Consider the following 23310-nt stretch of genomic DNA (forward strand, 5'->3'; position numbering starts at 1 on the left):
GGAGCATGGCGCCACCATGGTCGCTGCTATCGAGTCCGGTCGAAGCCCCCAAACTTGTCGAGCAGCCCCGGAAACAGCCGGTCCGGCTTGAAGGGTGGTGCAGTAAAGCGAATGCCGGTGGCATCCGCAATCGCGTTGCCGAGCGCGGCGGCGACCGGATTGTACGGGCTCTCGCTCATCGATTTCGCGCCGAGCGGTCCGATCGTGTCGGACGTGTCGGCGAAGAACACTTCCGTGCGCGGCACGTCGGCGAATGAGGGCAGGTGGTAGTCGCGGAATTTCGGATTGATGACGCGACCGTTCGCGTCGATCACCATCTCCTCGTAGAGCGCAGCGCCGAGCGCCTGCGCCACGCCGCCTTCGACCTGACCGCGGCACTGCATGGGATTGGCGACCACGCCCGCGTCCGCGGCGTGCACGCTCCTGAGAATCCGGAGCTCGCCGGTGCCCTTGTTCACCGCGACGCGAAAGCCCTGCACGTTGAACCCCACCGATCGCGGCGTGCCGCCGGACGTGCCGCTGCCTGCGAACGGCCGTCCGCGCTCGCGGGCGAGCTTCGCCAGCTCCGCAAAAGGCATGCGGCGGACGCCGCTGACGACAGCGTCCGCATCGAGCGCGCAAGTCTCCACATCGCACAGCCAGGCGCCGGCGGCTGCCGCCTTCAACTCGCTCGCAAGCTGCATGGCTGCCGCATGCGTCGCCTTGCCCGCAACGAAGGTGCCGGCGCTGCCATACGCGCCGGTGTCGTGGCCGCCATGGGCGGTGTCGGACTGGCGCAGATGGATCCTCTCGACCGTGGTCGCCAGCGTGGTCGCCGCGATCTGGCGATGCACGGTGCTGGTGCCGTTGCCGAACTCGGCCGTGCCGACGGTGAGGTCGAAGCCGCCGTCGTCGTTGAGCGCGATCGCAGCATCGGCGAAGTGGCCGGCCGGCGGCACGGTGTCGATCATGGTCAGCGCGATGCCATCGCCGATCAGCCAATCCGGCGACAGCTCCGGCTGCGGGCCATCGGCCTGCATCGCGCGCTCGACGAGGTCGAGGCACTGGTCGAGCCCATAGGAGCCGTAGAGCACGTCGTGGTATTCGGACGGCGGCGGCGACAGCATGGGATCGCCGGGCCTCACGATATTGCGCCGCCGCATCTCGTAAGGGTTGATGCCAAGTTGCCTCGCCAGTTCGTCGATCGCCGCTTCCACCGCGATCAACGCCTGCGGCAGGCCGTAGCCCCGAAACGCCCCTGCCGGCACGGTGTTGGTGTAGACGGCGACGCCGTCGACCCGCTTGTTCGGGCAATTGTAGACGGCGATGGACTCGGCCAGCGCGTGGAACATCACCGGACCGGCATGATTGCCGTAGGCGCCGGTGTTGGAGAGCACGTCGAGCTGGAGCGCGGTGAGCTTGCCGTCGCTATCGGCGCCGGCCTTGACGTGGATGCGCATCGGATGCCGCGTCGAGGTCGCGATGAACTGCTCCTCGCGTGTCAGCTCCAGCTTGACCGGCCGCTCCGTCCTCAGCGCGGCGAGCGCCAGGATGTCCTCGACGAACATCTCCTGCTTGCCGCCGAACCCGCCGCCGACGCGCTCGCAGAACACGCGGACCTTGTCCATGGGGAGCTGGAAGATGTCCGACAGCGCACGCCGGGTCAGGAACGGGACCTGCGTCGAGGTGCGGACATTGAGCACGCCGGAATCATCGAGCCAGGCGAGGCCGCCATGGGTCTCGAGCGCAGCGTGCTGCACACGGTGACTGTGGAAAGTGGCCTCATAGGTAGCGGCAGATGTCGCAAGCGCCGATGCGACGTCGCCGAACTCGCCATGCGTCTCCGCGACCAGGTTGCGCTCGGCATCGGCAACGCGGTTCGCGCTGGTGCGGCCGGGATGAATGACCGGCGCGCCCGGTGCCATCGCCTGCTCGGGATCGATCAGCGCCGGCAGGATGTCGTAACTGACTTTCAGCCTGCGGCACGCCGCCTCGGCGGCGGCTTCGGTCTCCGCGACGACGGCGGCAACCTTCTGGCCGATGAAACGGACGACGTCGTCGAGGACGCGGGTATCCTCCGGGTCCATCCAGTCCTTCTCGTGCCGCGCCGTCGACATCAGGACGGACGGCGCATCCTCATGCGTCAGCACGGCGTGCACGCCGGGGATGCTCAGAGCGTCCGACTTGTCGATCGCGACGATCCTGGCGTGGGCGTGCGGCGATCGCAGCAGCTTGATGTGGAGCAGGCCGTCGATTGCGGTGTCGAAGGTGTAGCGTGCCGTGCCGCGGACCACGTCGGGGCCTGCGGGGGCCGGCAGGCTGCGGCCGAAGGCGGCGCCGGCCTCGACGCTCGCCTCGACATTGGTCTTGCCGAGGATCGCGTCCTCGATCGAGCGATAGCCGGTGCAGCGGCAGATGTTGCCCTTCAACGCCGCGCCGAGGTCGGTGCGCTGCGCCTGGTTCAACGAGGCGCAGGTCAGGATCATGCCGGCGGTGCAGAAGCCGCATTGGAAGCCCTGCGCATCGAGGAAGGCCTGCTGCATCGGATGCGTGCCGTGATCGCCGCCAAGGCCTTCGATCGTGGTCACGGTGCGGCCCTCGGTCCGGAACGCCGGGATCAGGCAGCTGTGCACGGGCTCGCCGTCGAGCAGCACGGAGCATGCGCCGCAGTCGCCGGCATCGCAGCCCTTCTTCACGCCGAAATGGCCAAGCTCCCGCAGGAACGTGCGCAGGCACTGGCCGGCGCGCGACTCCTGAGAAAATGCCTTGCCGTTGACCTCAAGGCTCATGCGGGTGTCGCTCCCAGCAGCTCGCCGCGAATTTCCTCGGCAAGGCGCAGCGTCATGTGCTTGCGCCAGAGTGGCGCGCCATGGATGTCCGTGTGGTACAGATCATCTGTAATCTCTTGCATGAGCGCGGCGCGCAGCGCGCTCGAGTCCGGGGCTTTGCGGAAGCGCAGCTGGATCGGCCGCACCGTCGACGCGGTGATTGTGAGCGTCAGCGTGTCGTCGGCTTCGAGGCTGCCGATCAAGAGCGCTGCCGAGCGACCGACCGGCGCCAGCGAGATCTGGCGGAATGCTGTGCGGCGCTTCAGTGCGGGAAGCGGGATGTCGATCTGCCGGAGAAGGTCGCCTGGCGTCAGGCGATTGCGCTGGTTGCCGGTGACGAATTCGGCGACGGGAAGCCTCTGTTCACCGCCGCCGGCCGTCCAGATGGTGCAGACGCCGTCGAGCGCCGAGGCGAGCGAGATCATCGGTCCCGCCGGCAGCGACATGCAGAGATTGCCGCCGACGGTGGCGGTCTTCCAGATCTTGAACGACGCAAGGAAGGCCCGGCAGCATTGGTTGATCAGCGGCGCCGCGAGCCAATCGGACGGGCAGGCGAGTCCATCGAGCTCTGCGATGGTGCAGGTGGCCGCGATCGAGAGGTGGCTCTCGGTGATCGTCAGCGCCGGCCATTTCAGATCGGTGAGATCGATCAGTCGTGTCAGATGCGTTTGCGGCTCCGAGAACAGCCAGGTGCCGCCTGCGAGCCAAGCATCACCTGCCGTCCAAACGGGCAGCTGCGCGCGCGTTTGCGGATGGGCGACGGCTGTGATGGTATTCAAGTCCATGGCTGCGCCAACGCGTCCCAAGGGTGAATGGTCCGAGAGAAGTGTTGCAAGACGGGAGCCAAGTGGCAACAGCAAGTCGCAGCAAGGACGCAAGTCGTCCTCCGCCTTGCGGCTCCGCTGTCAGCTTGTGTGAGGAGAACCAGGATCATGAGTGAGGCAAGTCCAACCTGGATCAGGGATCCGCTGGCCATCCTCGCCGACGGGGCCGAGCGCGGCATTGTCGTCAAGGACGGCCGGATCGTGGAGCTCGTGCCGGCGGGCGGTGTGCCGGCAAGTGCGGATGTCGCAGTGTTCGACGCGGCCGAGCACGTCGTGCTGCCGGGCTTGATCAACACGCATCATCATTTCTACCAGACGCTGACGCGGGCGCTGCCGGCCGCTATGGACCGCGAGCTGTTCCCCTGGCTCCAGGCGCTCTATCCGGTGTGGGCGAGGCTGACGCCCGAAGCGCTCGAGCTCGGCGTCACCGTGGCGATGTCCGAGCTTTTGCTCTCCGGCTGCACCACCACGACGGACCACCACTACGTCTTCCCGGCGGGGCTCGAGGAATCCGTCGATATCGAGGTGGCGGTGGCGAAGCGCCTCGGCGTGCGCGTGCTGCTGACGCGCGGCTCGATGAACCTGTCGCAGCGCGACGGCGGCCTGCCGCCCGACAGCGTCGTGCAGGACGAGGACACCATTCTCGCCGACAGCGCCCGCGTGGTCGCCAAGCATCACCAGCGCGGCGCGGATGCGATGGTGCAGATTGCGCTCGCGCCATGCTCGCCGTTCTCGGTGACGACGTCGCTGATGCGCGCCACGGCCGATCTCGCCGACAAGCTCGACGTGCGCCTGCACACCCATCTCGCCGAGACCGAAGACGAGAACAGATTCTGCCAGCAGATGTATGGCTGCCGTCCGCTCGACTATCTCGAGCAATGCGGCTGGCTCAATGCGCGCACCTGGCTCGCCCATGGGATCTTCTTCAATCCGGACGAGATGAGACGGCTCGGCAAGGCCGGCACGACCGTCAGCCATTGTGCGTGCAGCAACCAGCTGCTCGCGTCCGGCTGTTGCCCGGTGTGCGACATGGAAGAAGCCGGCGTCGGGATCGGCATTGGTGTCGACGGCTCGGCCTCGAACGACGGATCGAACCTGATGCAGGAGGTCCGGGCCGCGTTCCTGCTGCAACGGGCGCGCTATGGCGTCACGAAGGTCAGCCACAAGGATGCGCTGCGCTGGGCCACCAAGGGCTCGGCGGCGTGTGTCGGCCGGCCGGAACTCGGCGACATCGCCGTCGGCAAGGCCGCCGATCTTGCGCTGTTCAGGCTCGACGAGCTGCGCTTCTCCGGCCACGGTGATCCCCTGGCCGCGCTCGTGCTGTGCGGGGCGCATCGCGCCGACCGGGTGATGGTGGCTGGAAAATGGGCGGTGATCGACGGTGCGATCCCGGGCCTCGATGTCGCCGATCTCATCCGTCGCCACAGTTCCGCGGCGCAGGCTATGCAGGCGCGATAGTCGGGGCGAAATAAAAAGAGGGGGCAGCCACAAGTGCCGGGTGCTTCTGGCCACCCCCTCCGAACCTCCTCCGGGAGGAGCAGGTGATTTAGCCAATGCAAGAAGCGTGCTACTTGCCCGGCAGCTTGTCGTCGATGCCCTTCACGTAAAAATTCATGCCGAGGATCTGGCCGTCATCCAGGTGATCGCCGCCCTTGCACTCGACCGGCTTGCCGTCCTGCCCAACGATCGGGCATTTGAACGGATGCAGCTTGCCAGCGGTGATCGCGGCCTGGGCATCCTCAGCCATTTTTTTCACATCGTCAGGCATGTTGGTGTAGGGCGCCATCGCGAACATGTGGCTGTCGAGGCCGCCCCAAGTGTCCTCGGACTTCCAGGTGCCGGCGAGCTCGGCCTTGACGCGCTCGATGTAATAGGGGCCCCAGGTGTCGAGGATCGAGGTCAGCTGGGTCTTGGGCCCGAACTTGATCATCTCGGAATCCTGCCCGAAGGCCAGCTTGCCGCGCTCGCTGGCGATCTGCATGGCCGCGGGCGAATCCGTGTGCTGCATGATTACGTCGGCGCCCTGGTCGATCAGCGCCTTGGCGGCGTCGGCCTCCTTGCCCGGGTCGAACCAGGTGTTGGCCCAGATGATCTTGACCTTGATATTCGGATTGATGGTCTGCGCCGCCAGGATCGTCGCATTGATGCCGGAGACGACCTCCGGAATCGGGAACGAGCCGATATAGCCGAGCACGCCCGACTTCGACATCTTGGCCGCGATCAGGCCTTGAATGTAGCGGCCCTGATACCATTTCGCCGAATAGGTCGACATGTTCGGGTTGCGCTTGTAGCCGGTGGCGTGCTCGAAATGCACGTTCGGGTATTTCTTGGCGACCTTCAGCGTCGGATCCATGTAGCCGAACGAGGTGGTGAAGATCAGCTTGTTGCCGGCGCGGACGAGCTGCTCGATCGCTCGCTCGGAGTCCGGGCCTTCGGGCACGTTCTCGAGATAGGTGGTCTCGATCTTGTCGCCCAGTTCCTTCACCAGCGCCTGGCGACCGAGGTCGTGCTGATAGGTCCAGCCGAGGTCTCCGATCGGACCGAGATAAATGAAGCCGACTTTCAGCTTGTCGGCGGCGGAGGCCGCACTGACACTCCCGGCGAGCAAGAGCCCGGCAGCCAGTGCAAGAAGTGATTTCCTCATCATCAATCTCCAAACATCGGGGGAAGCCACAATCCGCCGCATGCGCGCCCCTTCGCGCACACTGCGGAAACGAAATCTAGCGGTCGGGCACGAACACCGTGCCGAGCGCGGCCGGTGCGGTCGAGCCGCCCGTGCGCGCGCGGGAGAGCAGGACCAGCACGATGACGGTCGCAAGGTAAGGCAGCGCCGACATGAATTGCGAGGGAATGCCGACGCCCCAACCTTGCGCGTGCAGCTGCAGGATCGTCACCGCGCCGAACAGATAGGCGCCGACGACGAGCCGGCCCGGCCGCCAGGACGAGAACACCACCAGCGCCAATGCGATCCAGCCGCGCCCCGCGGTCATACCTGGAATGAAGAACGGCGTATAGGCGAGCGGCAGATAGGCGCCCGCAAGACCCGCGCAGGCGCCGCCGAACATCACCGCGAAGGTGCGGATGCGCAGTACGGGATAGCCGAGCGCATGCGCGGAAACGTGATTGTCGCCGCAGGCGCGCAAGATCAGTCCCGCCCGGGTGCGGTACAGGAACCACCACACGCCGACGATCAGCGCGATCGAGAAATAGACGAAGCCGTCCTCGCCGAACAGCACGCGGCCGATCAGCGGAATATCGGTCAGGACAGGGATATGGAGGTCCACGGCCGGCGTGATGCGCTCGCCGACGAAGCCGGCGCCGATCAGGCCCGAGAGCCCGACGCCGAGGATCGTCAGCGCGAGGCCGGTTGCGACCTGGTTGACGGCGAGCCCGAGCGCCATCAGCGCGAACACGAGCGACATCAGCGTGCCCGCAACGATGCCGAACAGCGCGCCGATAAAGGTTGATCCGGTCAGCCACGCGCCGGCAAAGCCACAGGCCGCGCCGACGATCATCATGCCCTCGACGCCGAGATTGAGCACGCCGGAACGCTCGACCACGAGCTCGCCCGTCGCCGCAATCAACAGCGGCGTCGACGCGGCGAGCACCGCCAGGATGATGGCCTCAACCAGCACCACGGGCCACCTGTCGGTTCGGGAACACCAGCTTGAAGCGGTAGAGAATGAGGGAGTCGCAGGCGAGCACGTAGAACAGCAGAATGCCCTGAAAGACCTTGGTGACGTCCAGCGGAATCTTCATCGCGATCTGCGCCTGCTCGCCGCCGATAAAGGTCAACGCGAGGAAGAGGCCTGCAATTAATATTCCAAGCGGGTTCAACCGGCCGAGGAAGGCGACGATGATCGCGGTAAAGCCGTAGCCGGGCGAGATGCCGGGCTGGAGATGCCCGACCGGCCCCGCCACCTCGATGATGCCGGCAAGCCCGGCCAGCGCCCCGGAGACGGCGAAGGTCAGGATGATCAGCTGGTTGGCGTTGAAGCCGCCGAACCGCGCTGCACGCGGCGCGGCGCCGACCACGCGGATCTCGAAACCTTTGATGGTGCGCCCGAGCAGGATCGCGGCTGCGGCGACGACGAGCAGGGCGATGATCGAGCCGACATGGAGCCGGCCGCCCTCGATCAGCAACGGCACCGTCGCCACCGGATCGAACTCGGCCGTGGTCGGGAAATTGAAGCCGTGCGGATCGCGCCAGGGACCGCGCACGAGATAGTCGAGGAAAAGGTCGGCGACATAGACCAGCATCAGGCTGGTCAGGATTTCGCTGGCGCCGAACTTCACCCTGCAGATCGCAGGGATCAGCGCATAGAGCGCGCCCGCGGCGGCGGCGAGGACGAGCATGGCCGGCAGCACCCAGGCGCCGGCGTCAGTGCCTTGCGTCTTCACCGCGATCCAGCTTCCCGCGACTGCGCCGATCAGGAATTGCCCTTCGGCGCCGATGTTCCAGGCGTTGGCGAGATAGCACAGCGACAGGCCGATCGCGATCATCACCAGGGGCGTTGCCTTCACCGCGATCTCCTGGAGCGAATAGCCGTCGGTCAGGGGCGCAATGAAATAAGCGTGCAGGGCAAGCAGCGGATTCTTGCCGAGGATCGCGAACAGGATGACCATGGTGACGATCGTAAGGCCAATCGCAATCAGGGGGGACACCAGCGCGATCGTATTGGAGCGCTCGGCACGCTTCTCAAGCACCAGCTGCATGCGCGACCTCCTTCGCCTCCAGGCTGCTGCCGCCCATCAGAAGGCCCAGCTTCTCGCGGCTTGCTTCGCCTGCCGAGAGCGGAGCCGACAGCTTGCCGTGGAACATCACGGCGATGCGGTCGGCGATCTCGGCGAGCTCGTCGAGATCCTGGCTGGTCACGAGCACCGCGGCGCCTGCGGTGGCGAGATCAAGCAGTGCCTGACGGATGACGGCGGCAGCGCCGGCGTCGACGCCCCAGGTCGGCTGGCTCACCACCAGCACCGCGGGGTTGCGCAGGATCTCGCGTCCCACGATGAACTTCTGCAGATTGCCGCCGGACAGGCTCGCGGCCTCGGGATCGCGCTTGGCCTTGCGGACGTCGAAGGTTTCGGTCGCGCGGTCGACCGTTCTCAGCGTGGCCGCCGTATCGATGAAGCCGCGATGGACCATGCCGCTGGCGGCATGGCCGGTGAGCAGCGCATTCTCCGACAGTCTCATCCGCGGAGCCGTGCCGTGGCCGAGCCGCTCCTCGGGAACGAAAGCTGCGCCCAGCTTTCGCCGTTGGGTGATCGAAAGATGACCGGCGGCGATGCCTTCGATCACCACCGTTCCGGGGTCCTTCGAGAGGCGCTCGCCGGACAGCGCCGCGAACAATTCGTCCTGGCCGTTGCCGGCGACGCCGGCGATGCCGAGGATCTCGCCGCCCTTTAGCTCGAATGAGATGTGCTCGAGCCGCACGCCATGCGCCTCGGCGGGGGCGAGCGAGAGATCGTTGACGACGAGCCGCGGCACGGTGGTCTTGCGGCCGGATGCGGCCTTCACTTCCTTGACCTCGCCGCCGACCATCATCCGCGCAAGTGAGGCGGCGGTTTCGAGCCGAGGATTGCAGGTCTCGACCTTCCTGCCGCCGCGCAGGATCGTGGCGGTGTCGCAGAGCCGTTTCACCTCCTCCAGCTTGTGGCTAATATAGAGGATGGCGCGGCCTTCGGCCTTGAGGCGCTCCAACACGATGAAGAGCTGGTCGGCTTCCTGCGGCGTCAGCACCGCGGTGGGCTCGTCTAGGATCAGGAATTTCGGATCCTGCATCAAGGCGCGGACGATCTCGATGCGCTGACGCTCGCCGACGGAGAGTTGCCACACCTCGCGCCTGGGATCGAGCGGCAGACCGTAAGTCTTGGACACCTGTTCCAGCCGGGCCGACATGTCCTTGAAGGATTCCTTGCCGTCGAGGCCGAGCGCGACGTTCTCGGCCACCGTGAGATTGTCGAACAGCGAGAAGTGCTGGAACACCATACCGATGCCGCGGCTGCGCGCTTCGGACGGACCGGACAGCACGATTCGCTCGCCCTGCCAGTGAATCTCGCCGGCGCTGGGCTGGATCAGTCCGTAGATCGCCTTGACCAGCGTGGACTTGCCGGCGCCGTTCTCGCCCAGCAGGGCGTGGATTTCCCTCGGCCAGATGTCGATATCGATGCAATCGTTGGCAAGGAAATCCCCGTAACGCTTGGTGAGGCCGATGGTCCTCAGGAGCGGGGATTTGCCGGAATGCTGGCCGTTGGGCGTCCGATCTAACATTCGCTGATGCGCTTGCATGGGTGAAGTGCCTCAATACTGGGCCAGTTTGGACCGCGGTGTAAGATGTGAAAAAGCATCATCCCTTGCTCAACGCTTCGGCAGGCCCTCGGGCCAGCGCTCGTCGTCGACTCCGGGCGATCAATTCCCGCAAACGGCACCTGGACGGTGGGGGCGATCGCGTCCGCGAGTCGGTCCTCTGTTGCAAATTTGTGACGGTTCAAGGTAAATCGGAACCCGCTGTGCAGTCCTGACGCCATGTTGAGCAATGGACGCGTCGGTCGTCCATCGCGAGGAGTGCAGCGACGGCAACAGCTGCGTCGATGCGGCACTGCGTTCGGGCTCAATCAGAAAATCCGAATAAAAACAATCGGGAATGTTCGGCAGCGGCGCCCCTCTCCTTGTGTGTTCGCTCCATGCGCAAGCGCTGAGATTCTTCGGTCGCCTGTCGCGCGCTGCTGCAACATGCGGCACGCCATGTGAAAAGTTGAGGCTTCTCGGCCCGGGAGATCGGCGCAAATGTCGCACCCGGGGGCGCGCATTTTTGCTTGCCCAAACGAGGGGGTATTCAGGATGTCGTTTCGTTATACGGCAGTGGCAGCAGCGGCGCTGTCACTTGCTACGCTGGCCATCGGTGGCCTGGCTCAGGCGGCGGACCTGCCGGTCAAGGCGGCCAAGAAGGCTCCAGACCTTCCGTTCTTCCTGGTGATCGATAACCGCGTCACGTTCTCATACATCTTCAACGCTGCGCAACCGGGCGCGTGGTCATTCCGGCCAGATGGGTCGATCGACAGCAAGACCACCAAGCAGGTCTATTCGTTCACCCATTTCGACCTCTGGGCGTACGGCACCAACTTCTTCACCATCTCCCTGTTCAAGTCGGATCACAATGATCCGGCGGGGCCGTGCACCAATGCGGGGACAATCTTCGGTGCGCCGGCGACGTGCGCGGGTGCGACCGAAATCTACGGCCTGTTCCGCTCGACCTTCGGCTGGAACGAACTCTTCAACACCAAGGCCTTCAGCGCGGGCCCGCTGCACAACATTTCGTTCGAAGTCGGCATGGATGCCAATACCGAGAACCGGTATTTCGGCGCTGCCAAGCGCGACGTCGTCGGCGGTCTGCAGTTCGCATTCGACCTGCCCTACAAGGGGTACGTCAATGTCGCGCCGCTGGTCTATTGGGAGTTCGCCAACCACAATTCCTTCAGCCAGTGCGGGCTGTTCGGTCCGGGCGTTCCCGGCGTCACCTGTCTTGCGGACGGCAACACGTCGTTCAAGCCAACCTGGGCCGTCGAGGTCAATTACTACATGGACCTCGGCTTCCTGCCGCCGAACATGCAGTATTTCTCGATCAGCGGCCGCGCCGGCTGGTACGGCAAGAAGGGCACGGACACCGAGCCGCTTCCCTACAGCCCGGCGAACGGCGTCTACAACACCGCGGTCGAGTTGAATTCGGAGCCCATCCGTCTGACCTTCGATGCGTCGAAGGCGGCCTGGGGCGACAAGTACTCGCACTTCGTGGACGTCTGGGTGGCTTACCGCTACTGGCAGAACAAGTTTGGTCTCGATCACAACCTCGCGGTCGGCTGTACCACGCTCGTCGGTGGCGCGAGGGTGAGCACCGGAGCGTGCACCGAGTCCTCGCTCTACTCCGGTATCACCGTGAAGTTCTGATCGCCTGATGCTCTGCAGGTGAAGACGATGGCGCCGCGTCAAACCTCCGCGGCGTCATCTTCTTTGGTCCTTTGGGGATGTGCTGCTACGTCGTCCAAACGCCGTCGTGCAGCGCTTCGGCTTCGTCTTCGAGCAGGGGCCCGACGACCTCCGTCCGCCGCTGGCCGCTGGCAAAGACCTCGCGGCATGGCAGGTCGAGGGTCGGATTCTCCGGATGGTTGCCGGTGATGCCGCGCAGGCGATGCTCGCTGAGGCCATAGACGACGCGGCCGATGCCGGCCCAGTAGATCGCGCCCGCACACATCGCGCAGGGTTCGGCTGAGGAATAGAGCGTGGCTTTCGCCAGCACCTCGCGATCGAGCGTGCGGCAGGCCTGGGTGGCTGCGAGGCGCTCGGCGTGCGCGGTGGCGTCGCGATCCGGCATGTAGCCGTTCTCGGTCTCGATCAGCACCTTGCCGTCGGCATCGACGACGATGCAGCCGAACGGGTGGTTGCCATGGGTGAGGGAACGACGGGCGACCGCGAAGGACAGGCGCAGGAAGTGCTCGTCGCGCCCTGATGCGTCGTCCATCGATCCTCCGTTCAGTGTCCTGCCATGTGCCGGCCGACCACGGTGAGATCGGCTTCGCTGGTCCGTGCTTCATACACGAATTCGCCGTGGAACATCACCACCAGCCTATCCGACAGTTCGAGCAGCTCGTCGAGGTCCTCACTGACGAGCAGGACGGCGGCGCCGCGGTTGCGCGCCGCCATGATCTCGGCGTGGATCTGCGCCACCGCGGCGAAATCGAGGCCGAAGCAGGGGTTGGCGGCGATCAGCACCTCGACGTCGCCGCCTAGCTCGCGGGCCAGCACAGCGCGCTGCACGTTGCCGCCGGACAGTGCCGAGATCGGCGTGTCAGGCGTGCGGGTCTTGATCTTGTATTGCCCGATCTTCTTCCTGGCGTCGCTCCGGAAGGCTCCGCGATTGAGCCACCAGCCGCCGCTGGCAAAGGGTGCGCGGTCGAATTCGCGGAAGGCGATGTTGTCGGCGACGCTCATGCCGCCGACGCAGGCATTCTTCAGCGGCTCCTCGGGCAGGAGAGACATCCTGTGGCGCCGCATCTCCTCGCGGCTTGCGTGATAGGGATCGCCGGCGACGCGAATATCGCCGCTCTCGGCCTCGCGCTGGCCGGCCAGAACTTCGACGAGCTGGCGCTGGCCGTTGCCGGAAACGCCGGCGATGCCGACGATCTCCCCGGCGCGAACCGTGAGCGAGACATCGTGCACGGCAACGGCGCCCGCATCGTCCAGGGCGCGGAGCTTTTGCAGCTCCAGCCTGGCCTGACCGGCTTCGCCGGTGCGCGGCGGCTGCACCGTCAGCTCCTCGGCGCCGATCATGGTGCGTGCCATCTCATCCGGCGTCAGCTCGGAAACCTTGCCGGCTCCAGCGAGCTTGCCGCGGCGCAGGATGGTGACTTCGTCGGCGAAGGCCATGACCTCGCGGAACTTGTGCGTGATCATCAGGATGGTCAGCTCGCCCTTCACGACCATGTCGCGGAGCATGCCGAGCACCTCGTCCGCTTCCGCCGGCGTCAGCACCGAGGTCGGCTCGTCCAGGATCAGGAAGCGGCGCTTCAGATAAAGCTGCTTGAGGATCTCGCACTTCTGCCGTTCGCCGGCAGAGATGTCCGAAACTTTCGCGGCAAGCGGCACCTTGAAAGGCATCCGAGCAAGGAACGCCTCCAGCTCTTTCATCTCGTTCGGCCAGCTCACCACGGCCGGCACGTCGTCGCGCGCCAGCACGAGGTTTTCGGCAACCGTCATCGCGGGCACCAGCGTAAAATGCTGATAGACCATGCCGAGGCCGAGGGCATGGGCATCCTTCGGGTTGGCGATCGCCTGCTCGCGGCCGCCGACGAGAATGTCGCCTTCTGTCGCGTGGTAGTAGCCCATGATGCATTTGACGAGGGTGGATTTGCCGGCGCCATTCTCGCCGAGCAGAGCATGGAACGAGCCGGGCCGCACCTTCAGCTCGACATTGTCCAGCGCCAGGAAGTCGCCGAAGCGCATGGTCATGGCGATGGCATCGACGCCGAAGGCGCCCGAGGGCGGAGGCGTTTCGCCGATGATCACGAAATCGCTCCGATGAAGGCATCAGAGGTCGAGACCGCGCCGAACACGCCGCCCTGCATCTTGATCATCTTCAGCGCGTGGTCGTGGTTGCTCTTGTCGGTCGCGCCGCAACAATCGTGCAGCAGGACGCATTCGAAGCCGCGGTCGTTGGCCTCGCGCATGGTGGTGTGGACGCAGACGTCGGTCGTGATCCCGGTCAGCACGATGTTCTCGATGCCGCGGACGCGCAGGATCAGCTCCAGATCGGTGGCGCAGAACGAGCCCTTTCCGGGCTTGTCGATGATCGGCTCGCCGGGCAGTGGCGCCAGCTCCTCGATGATGTCCCAGCCGGGCTCGCCGCGCACCAGGATGCGGCCGCACGGGCCGGGATCGCCGATGCCGGCGCCGATCTGGCGCGAGCGCCAGCGCTTGTTGGCGGGCAGGTCGGAGAGATCGGGGCGGTGGCCCTCGCGGGTATGGATGATGTGGAAGCCTTGGCTGCGCATCGCCGCGAGCAGCCGCTTGATCGGCTCGATCGGCGCCCGCGTCAGCGAGAGGTCATAGCCCATCTTGTCGACATAGCCGCCGACGCCGCAGAAATCGGTCTGCATGTCGATGATGATCAGTGCCGTATTCTCCGGGCGGAGATCACCATTGTAGGGCCAGGCATAGGGCTCGGACTTGATGTAGCGCTCGGGCATGGACGACCTCGTGCGTGTTTACCGTGTGATCGAGAGTTCGGCGGGCGCGCCGGTCAGCGTCCGCTTCGGCGAGCAGGTGATGATCATGATCGCCAGCGTCAGGATGTAGGGCGCAGCATTGAAGAGGTGATAGCCGGAGGTGACGCCGACCGATTGCAGCGCCGGACCCAGCGCCGCCGCGCCGCCGAAGGCGAGCGAAGCCCACAGGCAGAGCAGGGGATCCCAGCGCGCGAAGATCACGAGCGCGACGGCGGTGATGCCCTGGCCCGAGGAAAGGCCCTCGTTCCAGCTTCCCGGATAGAACAGCGACAGGAACGAGCCGCCAATGCCGGCGAGGAAGCCGCCGACCATGGTGGCGCGCAGGCGGATCAGCAGCACGGAATGACCCATCGCGCGTGCGGCATCCGAGCTCTCGCCGGCGGTGCGGATGAGCAAGCCCCAGCGAGTGGTGCGGAAGGCCCAATAAAGGATTGGCGCCAGCACCACGCCGATCAGGAACAGCACGTTGATGCGTAGCGCGGCGCGGACTTGCGGGATGTCGCTCCACCAGCCGAAGTCGATGGCGGGCAGCCGCGGCGCTGTCGGCTCGATCAGCGGCTTGCCGAGATAGAAGGCAAGGCCGGTGCCGAACAGCATCAAGGCAATACCCACGGCAACGTCGTTGACGCGCGGCAGCGAGCAGATGCCGGCATGCAGCGCACCCAGTAGCGCGCCGGTGATACCGGCGGCCAGCACGCCGAGCCACGGAGAGCCGGTGAGATAGGAGATGCCATAGGCGCTCATCGCACCCATCACCAGCGTGCCTTCGAGGCCGAGATTGATACGGCCCGAACGCTCGGTGATGCATTCGCCCAGGCTCACGAACAGGAATGGGGTGGAGACGCGAATGGCGCCGCCAAGGACGGCGAGCGGGACTGTCCAGAGGCCGATCGATCCGTCTGCCATCTCAGGATTTTCCCTTCAGAAATCCGATGCGGCCGTAGAGCGCATCGCTGGCGAGCACGAAAACGAAGATGATGCCCTGCAGCACCAGCACGGACGCATCGGGTAGCCCCAAGCGGCGTTGCAGCAGGCCGCCACTGGCGCTGATGCCGCCGAGCAGGATTGCGACGGGGATGATGGCGAGCGGATTTTGCCGCGCCAGGAAGGCAACGAGGATGCCGGTGAAGCCGTAGCCGGCCGCGAGGTTGGCGTTGGTGCGTCCCTGCACGGCGGCGACCTCGACCATGCCGGCAAGGCCAGCCGCGCCACCGGCAAGGAAGCAGACGGTCAGGATCAGCTTGTCGACGCCGAGGCCGACGATCTTCGCAGCACGGATGTTGCCGCCAGCCACGCGCGCGGCGAAGCCGAACACGGTGTGATAGATCAGGATGTAAGAGGCGATCGCGGCAATCACGCCGAACACGAGGCCCCAATGCACGTCGGTGCCGGGAATGGAGCCGATCATGTTGGCGGCGCCGATCTCGCGGGTGGACGGCTTGTTGAGGCTGGCGGGATCGCGCATCAGCCCTTCGACCAGATGGTTGAGGATCGCGAGCGCGATGTAGACGAGCAGCAGGCTCGAGATGGTCTCGTTGACGCCGCGATACTGCCGCAAGCCGCCTGAGAGCATGATCCACAGTCCGCCGCCGATCACGCCGGCGCAGACCATGGCGATCTGGACGACGAACGGCGGCATGCCCTGAAGCGCGAGTGCGGCGCTGGTTGCCGACAACGCGCCGATCAGCAGCGCGCCTTCGCCACCGATGATGACCATGCCGAGCTGCGCCGGCAGCGCGGTACAGAGCGCGGTGAGGATGAGGGGCGCTGCGCGCGTCAGCGTGTTCTGCCAGGAGAACCAGGTGCCGAACGCGCCGTAATACATGTAGAAATAGAGATCTAACGGGTTCTTGCCGAACATCGCGACGAAGATGCCGAACACCGCGAGCGCGCCGACGAGCGCCGCGCCGGGGATCAGGACATATTCGATCGTGCCGCCGTGGCGTTGGAGGAAACCGGGATCGGCGGCCGGGGCGACTGTCCCGACCGCGTCCGTGGAATCCGCCGCTTCCGTGGTCACGAAGTGGCTCCGAGCACGCCCTCGACGAGGTAGTCCATCTTCTCCAGCTCAGGATCCTTCTGGCCGCGGTCGGTACCGGCGGGGATCACCGTCTTGCCCTTGTTGTCGACCAGCCCACCCTTGAAGATGGCGTAGCCTTCTGCCGACAGGAATTTTGCCTTGGCCTCGTCGGCCGCCTTGCGCGCTTCGGCCGAGACCGCTTCGCCATAGGGCGAGGTCTTGACGATCTCTTCCTTCAGGCCGCCGCGGTAGAAATTCGGGATGCCTTCGCCGGAGGCGATCATCTTGACGAACTTCGGATAGAGCGCTTCCCAGTTCCACTCCGCGCCGGTGAGATAGGCCTTGGGTGCCAGCGCCGACTGGTTGGTGTGATAGCCGCAGACGAAGGCGCCGCGCCGCGCGGCATTCTCGACCATGGTCTTGGGCCCATCGACGTGGCAGGTGAGCACGTCCACACCCTGATCGATCAGGCTGTTGGTGGCTTCGGCCTCCTTGACCGGCATCGACCAGTCACCGGTGAAGATCACCTGCGTGGTGGCCTTTGGATTGACGGACTTGGCGCCAAGCGTGAAGGCGTTGATGTTGCGTAGCACTTGAGGGATCGGCTTGGCTGCGACAAAGCCGAGTTTGCCGCTCTTCGACGTCAGGCCGGCGACGATGCCTGAGATGTACTGGGCCTCGTCGATATAGCCGAAATAGCTGCCGGCATTCTTGGGGTCCTTGTCGCTCCAGAGGCCGCCGCAATGCTCGAAGCGGAGCTTCGGGTACTTGTTGGCCATCTTGATCATGTGCGGATTGTAGTACCCGAACGAGGTCGGGAAGAGCAGGGTGGCGCCGTCGAGATTGATCATGGACTCGATTGTCTTCTCGACCGCGTCGGTCTCCGGCACCTTTTCCTCCTCGACCACCTTGAGGCCGGGAATCTTCTTCAGCGCCGCCGCACCCTGCGCGTGGGCCTGATTGTAGCCGTAGTCGTCGCGCGAGCCGACATAGATGAAGCCGATGGTGGTCTCGGCCGCGAAGGCCGGGCGGAGGCCCGCAGCCGCGCCGAGGGTGAGGGCCGCGCCGCCCTGCAACAAATGACGTCGTGAAATCCTGCCATAATCCATTGCTCGCTCCCCTTGGCGGATGTCCCGCCTTGATCTCGCGGCTGCGCCGGCTTGGCGGAGCCGGGACCAGATGTCGCAAGCTTCGTGCCAGAGGCTATGAAGAGAGCAATTCGTTATAAGTACTTGAAAACAAATGCTAGATAAGGAGAGCGTCGAACTTGGCGAGGAAAGGTGCAGATTAATTTATGGGCAATATCTAAATATTGTATGCAGTGGAGTTAAGCAGTCCGAACCAGCTCGCGCATGTGTATGACCGCCGTTGGACGGTCGGCCGGCAAGGCGCATTCATGCTAACCACGCGCTGACTGGGACGGCGCCGGTGATGTTCGCTGGCACCGAACTTGTATCGATTGTCGCCAGGACCGCCGTGTCCTCAGAAGATGGAAAGCTCGCCGAGATGGGCGCTGGTACCGTTCACGATGCATCGCTCAGCAATGAGATCGCTCGCCGGATCAACGAGCTCGGCGCGATCTCGGAAGACCCCGAAAAACTCACCCGCATCTTTCTCAGCAAGGAGCTGCGCAAGGCCGCTGACCTCATCATGGGTTGGATGCGCGAGGCCGGTATGAGCGCGCATCTGGACGCGATCGGCAATGTCTGCGGACGGTACGAAGGCGAGCGGCCGGGCGCGCCCTGCCTGATGCTCGGCTCACATTACGACACCGTGCGCGATGCCGGCAAATGGGATGGACCGCTGGGTGTGATCACGGCGATCTCTTGCGTCGCCGATCTCAACCGCCGCGGCAAGCGCCTGCCGTTTGCGATCGAGGTGATCGGTTTTGCCGACGAGGAGGGAGTGCGGTTTGCCTCGACCTTGCTCGGCAGCCGTGCGGTGGCCGGCACTTTCGATGAGAGCGTGCTGAATACGCGCGACAGCAATGGCGTGTCGATGCGCGAGGCCCTCGTTCACTTCGGCCTCGATTCCGACCATATCGGCGCGGCCGCGCGGACGCGGCGCGAGCTGCTTGCCTATCTCGAATTGCACATCGAGCAGGGGCCGGTGCTGGAAGCGCAGAACCTGCCCGTCGGCGTCGTGACCGCGATTGCCGGCGCCACACGCCTTGCGGCGCGGCTCACCGGCATGGCCGGGCATGCTGGCACCGTGCCGATGGCGCTGCGCCGCGACGCGCTCGCCGGCGCGGCCGAATGCGTCGGTGCGATCGAGCAGTTTTGCCGCACCGACGAGGGCGGCCTCGTCGGCACCGTCGGCTACATCCAGGCGAGGCCCGGCGCGACCAACGTCATTCCGGGCGAAGTATCCTTCACCATCGACATGCGCGCGCCGACCGATATGCACCGCAAGCGCGCGGTGGCCGATGTCGTCCGCCAGATCGAGGCGATCGCCAAGCGGAGGCAATTGGGACTCCAACTTGACGTGACCCACGAGAACCGCACCGCGCCCTGCGCGCCCTGGCTCAAGCAGCAGATCGCGCAGGCGATCGAAGCCGAAGGCTTCTCCGTGTTCGAGCTGCCGAGCGGGGCAGGGCACGACGGCATGGCGATGATCGACATCGCGGACGTCGGCATGATCTTCGTCCGCTGCCGCGGTGGTATCAGCCATCATCCGGACGAGCATGTCGAGCTTGCCGATGCCGACGCCGGCGCGCGTGTGCTGCTCAGGGTGATCGAGAATTTCAGGCCGCGTACGGCTTAGGCAAGCGTCACGAACCCGCAAGTCACCGGGTAGAGATACGAATCAGTCATGTTTAGAATGGTGGCCATCATCGCGAGGGTCACGAGACAATCAGCCGATTGACGGACATGAACAGCGACATCTCTTTTCCATCACATCGTGAGAACCGGTTTTATCAGGGGATGGCTGCGACCTTCGTCGCCAACGCCCTTCAGGCGGTCAATTTTCTCGGTGATCGATTTCTGAGACAATCGCCCCATTCTTTGTCGGCCATCGCGGACCTCTATCGGCACTCGATGGACAGTGCCTTTTCCCTGACCGAGGCCTTCCTGGTCACCGGCGCACCCCACGCATCGGCCTATTACCCCCGCGACTTCGCCTGGTTCTATCCTGACGTGCTCGATCCCGAGACGATCATGGACTCGCGGGACGCGGTGCGACGGGTCCGTCTGCTCGAAAAGAGCGTTCGCCTGCTGCTGGAGGCAGTTCGCGCCGACGTCGTCACCACGACCATCGTCCCCGCGGGGCGCGGCCGGTATCTCGGCGTGAACTATTTCTCGCGGCCCTCGGATACGCTGCTTGGCATTCTCGCCGGTCTGCAGCAGATGCTATCTGCCGAGCAGAGGGCCTCATCCTACCTGGCGATGTCGCAATGCGCGCATGCCGGCCGCTTGCTGCTGGCCGAATATGGCGGAGACCTGAAGCGCGCGATGCTGAAGCTTGCGAGCGAGCTGGAGGCATTCGACGCTGACGGCACCAGATATTTGCTGTGCGACTCCACCGGCCCGCGCTCCGCGGCGACGGATACCCGCGCCGAGCGCCGGCGTTTCGTCACCAATGCCTGTGTCTACACGACCTTCGTGTGGGGCGTGCAGCTCGGAATTGTCGGCGAGAACGAGTTGAAGCGGCTGCTCGGGCGCGACCTCGCGCAGTACAAGAGGGACCTGCTCCGCCTGTTCGGGAAGGACGGCTATATCAGGCATTCCCTGGACGGCCCGGCGAGCTCACCGGCATCGTCGGTCGCATTGGATTTCGTCAGCGTGCATCGCGGCTTCTGGAATATGAGCGAGGCGAGCGAGCGCGCGCTGTTCGCGGCCACGGCGGATCTGATCATCGCCGAACCGCGGTTTCGCATTCCCAGCACGTTCCACTTCCTGGTGTCGGCGGATAATCCGCGCAACAAGATCATCCACAAGATAGCGGCGCCCGCCTATCAGGGGCGCTCCTCCTGGCCGACATTCAATGTCGAGTTTGCGGATCGTATGCTCGACTTTGATGAGGCCTCAGGGAGTGCGATCTACCGGGCCTGCGCGCAAGGAATCCTGAAGGACATTCGCACCGCGACCGAGGTCCACGGCGGCTATCAGGAGCTGATCTCGGAGCAGGGTCTGAAGTATCGCACCTGGGCCTATAAGGGCGCCGTGGCCCACTCGTGGTTTCCGCGCTTCCTGTCGGTTTGGAGGCGGGCGTACGGCACGCCACTCCTCCAGTGGAATGACTGATCCCGCGAACCGCTATCCCGCGGTCACGTCGACCACCTCGCCGCCCTCCAGCACCTTGGCTGCCTTGCTGCGGTCGAGATCGCCTTCCCAGGCCGCGACCACGACGGTTGCGACGCAGTTGCCGACGAGGTTGCCGAGCGCGCGGGCCATGCCGATGAACCAGTCGACCGACAGCACCAGCACGAGGCCGATCGCGGGGATGCTCGGCACCGCGTTCAAGGTCGCGGCGAGGATCACGATCGCCGAGCCCGGCACGCCATGTGCGCCCTTCGACGTGATCAAGGACACGCCGAGCACCAGCAGCAGGTCGCCGAACGACAACGGCGTGTTGGTGGCCTGCGCAATGAAGACGACGGCGAGTGTGAGGTAGATCGAGAAGGCGTCGAGGTTGAAGGAATAGCCGGTCGGAATGACGAGACCGACGACGGAATCCTTCACGCCCATGCGCTCCAGCTTCTTCATGATCTGGGGCAGCACCGCGTCCGAGGATGCCGTCGCCAGCACGATGGTCAGCTCCTCGCGCAGGTAGGCGAGGAACTTGAGGATGTTGATGCCGGCGAGCGCCATCACGCCGCCGAGCACACCGAGCACGAAGATGCCGACCGAGACGTAGAACAGCATCACCAGCGACACGAGCTGCTTCAGCGAGCCGACGCCATATTTGCCGACCGTGTAGGCGACCGCGCCGAGCACGCCGAGCGGCGCAACCCGCACAATGAGCCCCATGACGCGGAACAGCACGGTGGAGGCTGCGTCGATCATGGAGGTGACGAGCGCGCCCTTCTCGCCGCCGACGAGCGCCAGACCGATGCCGAACAGAACCGCGAAGAACAGCACCTGAAGCACGTCGTTACGCGACAGCGCATCGAAGGAGGTGGTCGGAATCACGTTCATCAGGAAGGCACCGATGCCGCCGCCGGAGAGCTTGTGGGCGTTGTCGGCATAAGTGTTGAGCGCCTTGGCATCCAGCGTCGAGGGATCGATGTTCATGCCGTGGCCGGGACCGAAGATGTAGGCGAGCAAGAGGCCGACCACGAGGGCCACCGTCGTCATGATCTCGAAATAGATCAACGCCTTGACGCCGACGCGGCCGACCTTCTTGAGATCGCCGGCGCCGGCAATGCCATGCACGACGACGCAGAACACGATCGGCGCCACGATCATCGAGATCAGCTTCAGGAAGGCATCGCTGAGGATCTTGAGGCTGATGGCGAAGTTCGGAACGGCCATCCCCAGGATGACGCCAAGCACCAGCGCAGCCAAGACCTGGACGAACAGCGAGGTGTAGAGCGGCTTCGGCTCGGCGGCGGGTGCCGCGGCGATGGTCGACATGGTGCACTCCCCTTTGACACGTCCTGGACGTCAGAGAGGAGCAACAACCGTGCCAGAATGTCGCGGTCACGCCCGAGAAACCGGGTTATTCCGCCGCCTTCGCCGTCTTGCCGAACATCCGCGTCGGGGCCGGGAAGCCGCACGAGGTGCCGTCGGTGACCTTGACCTGGTCTTCCCACGGCAGTCGGAAGGTGCCGGCGACCATGTCCTGCATGAAGGTGTAGGGGCAGTCCATCGCGCCGCCCTTCACCGCGACATAGCCGCGGTGCCAGAGCTGGTAGATGTTGTTTTCGACGCCCCAGTTGATGCGCGCCTCGCGCACGAGGTCCGGCCGGACCTCTGCGGTGATGATCTCGTCGGCACGGCCGGTCGTACCATGCGCCAGCACGGTGCCGTCGAAATTGACGATCATGCCTTCGCCCATGGAATCGAACGAGCCGTCCGAGCCGCACATGCAGACATTTGCGGTGACCATCAGGTTCTGAAACGAATTGGCCTGGTTGGTGAAGCGCCAGGCTTCGCGGATCGGCGCGGTGTAGCCGGCGGTGCGGATCATGATCTCCGCGCCTTTGTAGGCGCATTCCCGTGCCATCTCCGGGAGCATGCCGTCATGGCAGATGATCAGCGCGATCCTGGCGCCCTTCGGGCCCTCGATCACGGGAATGCCGATGTCACCGGGCTCCCATGGCTCGACCGGAATCCAGGGATGAAGTTTCCGATAGTAGAGCTTGATCTCGCCGTGGTCGTCGATGATCAGGCCCGAGTTGTAGGGATTGCCATGCGGGTTGAACTCCATGATGGAGAAGCAGCCCCAGATCCTGTTGTCGACACAGGCCTGCTTGAAGGCCGCGACCTCCGGTCCGTCAAGCCGACACATGATCTCCGGATTGGTGTCCATCGAGAGGCCGTGCAGCGAGTATTCGGGGAAGACCACCAGATCCATGGTGGAGAGATTGCGGCGGGCCTTGCCGACCATCCAGGCGATGCGCTCGGTTTGCCTGGCGAGATCGGCGCGGGTGACGACGTTCGGTAGCTGCAACTGAACCAGCCCAATCACGACGCCCTCAGGCGATTTGTTCAGTCCGCCAAGCCCGTTCATGATCAGCTCCCTTGCTACCCGCGCGGCGCCGTTGCGCGCAGTTCTCGGCGGAGCAAATCCGATTTTGGCGATGCGCAAAAGTCCATTTTTCAGGCGGCAGTCGTGCTAACGTGGGGTACCAGTTCCCCCGAGCCGGCGGGCGCCTATTCTTGCAGCGCCACGTGCCTCAAGTCTCGGCTTGACCCGCAAAATCGACCGGTGTCAG

At 64.9% G+C, this 23310-nt stretch carries 18 protein-coding genes; 4 read left to right on the plus strand and 14 right to left on the minus strand.

All coding sequences use genetic code 11. The features are described 5' to 3' along the window. Positions 1-26: 26 nt before the first annotated feature. Complete coding sequence (locus ACNJYA_RS12110) at positions 27-2768, minus strand: molybdopterin-dependent oxidoreductase (RefSeq protein ID WP_439402965.1); 2742 nt, start codon at positions 2766-2768, stop codon at positions 27-29. Continuing rightward, positions 2765-3592, minus strand: a complete 828-nt coding sequence (locus ACNJYA_RS12115; protein WP_439402966.1) for an FAD binding domain-containing protein — start codon at positions 3590-3592, stop codon at positions 2765-2767. The genes ACNJYA_RS12110 and ACNJYA_RS12115 overlap by 4 nt, the downstream gene beginning before the upstream one ends. A gap of 147 nt (positions 3593-3739) precedes the next feature. Here ACNJYA_RS12115 and ACNJYA_RS12120 point away from each other — a divergent pair, with 147 nt between their 5' ends. Then, entirely contained in the window at positions 3740-5089 is a 1350-nt protein-coding gene (locus tag ACNJYA_RS12120) for an 8-oxoguanine deaminase (RefSeq protein WP_439402967.1), read from the plus strand. A gap of 109 nt (positions 5090-5198) precedes the next feature. Here the strand turns inward: ACNJYA_RS12120 and ACNJYA_RS12125 are convergent, their stop codons facing one another. The 4 genes from ACNJYA_RS12125 to ACNJYA_RS12140 form a co-directional block, all read right to left on the minus strand. Next, a complete protein-coding gene (locus ACNJYA_RS12125) occupies positions 5199-6275 on the minus strand; it encodes a BMP family ABC transporter substrate-binding protein (RefSeq protein ID WP_172785522.1) in 1077 nt (358 codons plus the stop codon). Positions 6276-6351: 76 nt separating this feature from the next. After that, complete coding sequence (locus tag ACNJYA_RS12130; protein WP_439402968.1) at positions 6352-7269, minus strand: ABC transporter permease; 918 nt, start codon at positions 7267-7269, stop codon at positions 6352-6354. Continuing rightward, positions 7256-8347: an ABC transporter permease gene (locus tag ACNJYA_RS12135; RefSeq protein ID WP_212255319.1), complete on the minus strand. Its 1092-nt coding sequence runs from the start codon at positions 8345-8347 to the stop codon at positions 7256-7258. Before ACNJYA_RS12135 ends, ACNJYA_RS12130 begins: the two co-directional genes overlap by 14 nt. Further along, entirely contained in the window at positions 8331-9902 is a 1572-nt protein-coding gene (locus ACNJYA_RS12140) for an ABC transporter ATP-binding protein (RefSeq protein ID WP_439402969.1), read from the minus strand. Before ACNJYA_RS12140 ends, ACNJYA_RS12135 begins: the two co-directional genes overlap by 17 nt. 570 nt (positions 9903-10472) lie before the next feature. Here ACNJYA_RS12140 and ACNJYA_RS12145 point away from each other — a divergent pair. Next, a complete protein-coding gene (locus ACNJYA_RS12145) occupies positions 10473-11576 on the plus strand; it encodes a hypothetical protein (protein ID WP_260380129.1) in 1104 nt (367 codons plus the stop codon). 85 nt (positions 11577-11661) lie between these two features. Here ACNJYA_RS12145 and ACNJYA_RS12150 read toward each other — a convergent pair whose 3' ends face one another. The 6 genes from ACNJYA_RS12150 to ACNJYA_RS12175 are packed head-to-tail and all read right to left on the minus strand — an operon-like array spanning position 11662 to position 17539. Then, a complete protein-coding gene (locus tag ACNJYA_RS12150) occupies positions 11662-12147 on the minus strand; it encodes a nucleoside deaminase (protein WP_172785517.1) in 486 nt (161 codons plus the stop codon). Positions 12148-12158: 11 nt separating this feature from the next. Further along, positions 12159-13691 carry an ABC transporter ATP-binding protein gene (locus tag ACNJYA_RS12155; RefSeq protein WP_172785516.1) on the minus strand — a complete coding sequence of 511 codons (1533 nt, stop codon included), beginning with the start codon at positions 13689-13691 and terminating at the stop codon, positions 12159-12161. Continuing rightward, positions 13688-14371, minus strand: coding sequence for a biuret amidohydrolase (gene biuH, locus ACNJYA_RS12160; protein ID WP_063688390.1), 684 nt, complete (start codon positions 14369-14371; stop codon positions 13688-13690). Before biuH ends, ACNJYA_RS12155 begins: the two co-directional genes overlap by 4 nt. A gap of 18 nt (positions 14372-14389) precedes the next feature. Then, the gene (locus ACNJYA_RS12165) at positions 14390-15316 is read right to left on the minus strand and encodes an ABC transporter permease (RefSeq protein ID WP_025037674.1); all 927 of its coding nucleotides are present in this window, start codon (positions 15314-15316) and stop codon (positions 14390-14392) included. A 1-nt stretch (position 15317) separates the two neighbouring features. Continuing rightward, positions 15318-16430: an ABC transporter permease gene (locus tag ACNJYA_RS12170; RefSeq protein WP_439366488.1), complete on the minus strand. Its 1113-nt coding sequence runs from the start codon at positions 16428-16430 to the stop codon at positions 15318-15320. After that, positions 16427-17539 carry a BMP family ABC transporter substrate-binding protein gene (locus tag ACNJYA_RS12175; RefSeq protein ID WP_172785513.1) on the minus strand — a complete coding sequence of 371 codons (1113 nt, stop codon included), beginning with the start codon at positions 17537-17539 and terminating at the stop codon, positions 16427-16429. The genes ACNJYA_RS12170 and ACNJYA_RS12175 overlap by 4 nt, the downstream gene beginning before the upstream one ends. Positions 17540-17936: 397 nt before the next feature. On the opposite strand from ACNJYA_RS12175, the gene ACNJYA_RS12180 reads away from it, so the two are divergent. Together ACNJYA_RS12180 and ACNJYA_RS12185 are read left to right on the plus strand one after the other, a co-directional pair. Then, entirely contained in the window at positions 17937-19193 is a 1257-nt protein-coding gene (locus tag ACNJYA_RS12180; RefSeq protein ID WP_439367469.1) for an allantoate amidohydrolase, read from the plus strand. Between the two features lie 107 nt (positions 19194-19300). After that, positions 19301-20674, plus strand: coding sequence for a hypothetical protein (locus ACNJYA_RS12185; protein ID WP_439366489.1), 1374 nt, complete (start codon positions 19301-19303; stop codon positions 20672-20674). Positions 20675-20686: 12 nt separating this feature from the next. Here ACNJYA_RS12185 and ACNJYA_RS12190 read toward each other — a convergent pair whose 3' ends face one another. Continuing rightward, positions 20687-22006 (minus strand): dicarboxylate/amino acid:cation symporter, encoded by a 1320-nt coding sequence (locus ACNJYA_RS12190; RefSeq protein ID WP_172785511.1) that lies wholly within the window; start codon positions 22004-22006, stop codon positions 20687-20689. Positions 22007-22091: 85 nt separating this feature from the next. After that, on the minus strand, positions 22092-23105 hold the full coding sequence (locus ACNJYA_RS12195; protein WP_439366490.1) for a formamidase: 1014 nt from the start codon (positions 23103-23105) through the stop codon (positions 22092-22094). Positions 23106-23310 lie beyond the last annotated feature (205 nt).

This window comes from Bradyrhizobium sp. BLXBL-01, from assembly GCF_051853025.1.
Taxonomy (GTDB): Bacteria; Pseudomonadota; Alphaproteobacteria; order Rhizobiales; family Xanthobacteraceae; genus Bradyrhizobium.

Bases quoted from the DNA above. Each gene is read 5' to 3' on its own strand.
- ACNJYA_RS12110 (WP_439402965.1), bottom strand. From the start codon at position 2,768: ATGAGCCTTGAGGTCAACGGCAAGGCATTTTCTCAGGAGTCGCGCGCC.
- ACNJYA_RS12115 (WP_439402966.1), bottom strand. From the start codon at position 3,592: ATGGACTTGAATACCATCACAGCCGTCGCCCATCCGCAAACGCGCGCG.
- ACNJYA_RS12120 (WP_439402967.1), top strand. From the start codon at position 3,740: ATGAGTGAGGCAAGTCCAACCTGGATCAGGGATCCGCTGGCCATCCTC.
- ACNJYA_RS12125 (WP_172785522.1), bottom strand. From the start codon at position 6,275: ATGAGGAAATCACTTCTTGCACTGGCTGCCGGGCTCTTGCTCGCCGGG.
- ACNJYA_RS12135 (WP_212255319.1), bottom strand. From the start codon at position 8,347: ATGCAGCTGGTGCTTGAGAAGCGTGCCGAGCGCTCCAATACGATCGCG.
- ACNJYA_RS12140 (WP_439402969.1), bottom strand. From the start codon at position 9,902: ATGTTAGATCGGACGCCCAACGGCCAGCATTCCGGCAAATCCCCGCTC.
- ACNJYA_RS12145 (WP_260380129.1), top strand. From the start codon at position 10,473: ATGTCGTTTCGTTATACGGCAGTGGCAGCAGCGGCGCTGTCACTTGCT.
- ACNJYA_RS12150 (WP_172785517.1), bottom strand. From the start codon at position 12,147: ATGGACGACGCATCAGGGCGCGACGAGCACTTCCTGCGCCTGTCCTTC.
- biuH (WP_063688390.1), bottom strand. From the start codon at position 14,371: ATGCCCGAGCGCTACATCAAGTCCGAGCCCTATGCCTGGCCCTACAAT.
- ACNJYA_RS12165 (WP_025037674.1), bottom strand. From the start codon at position 15,316: ATGGCAGACGGATCGATCGGCCTCTGGACAGTCCCGCTCGCCGTCCTT.
- ACNJYA_RS12175 (WP_172785513.1), bottom strand. From the start codon at position 17,539: ATGGATTATGGCAGGATTTCACGACGTCATTTGTTGCAGGGCGGCGCG.
- ACNJYA_RS12180 (WP_439367469.1), top strand. From the start codon at position 17,937: ATGGGCGCTGGTACCGTTCACGATGCATCGCTCAGCAATGAGATCGCT.
- ACNJYA_RS12185 (WP_439366489.1), top strand. From the start codon at position 19,301: ATGAACAGCGACATCTCTTTTCCATCACATCGTGAGAACCGGTTTTAT.
- ACNJYA_RS12190 (WP_172785511.1), bottom strand. From the start codon at position 22,006: ATGTCGACCATCGCCGCGGCACCCGCCGCCGAGCCGAAGCCGCTCTAC.
- ACNJYA_RS12195 (WP_439366490.1), bottom strand. From the start codon at position 23,105: ATGAACGGGCTTGGCGGACTGAACAAATCGCCTGAGGGCGTCGTGATT.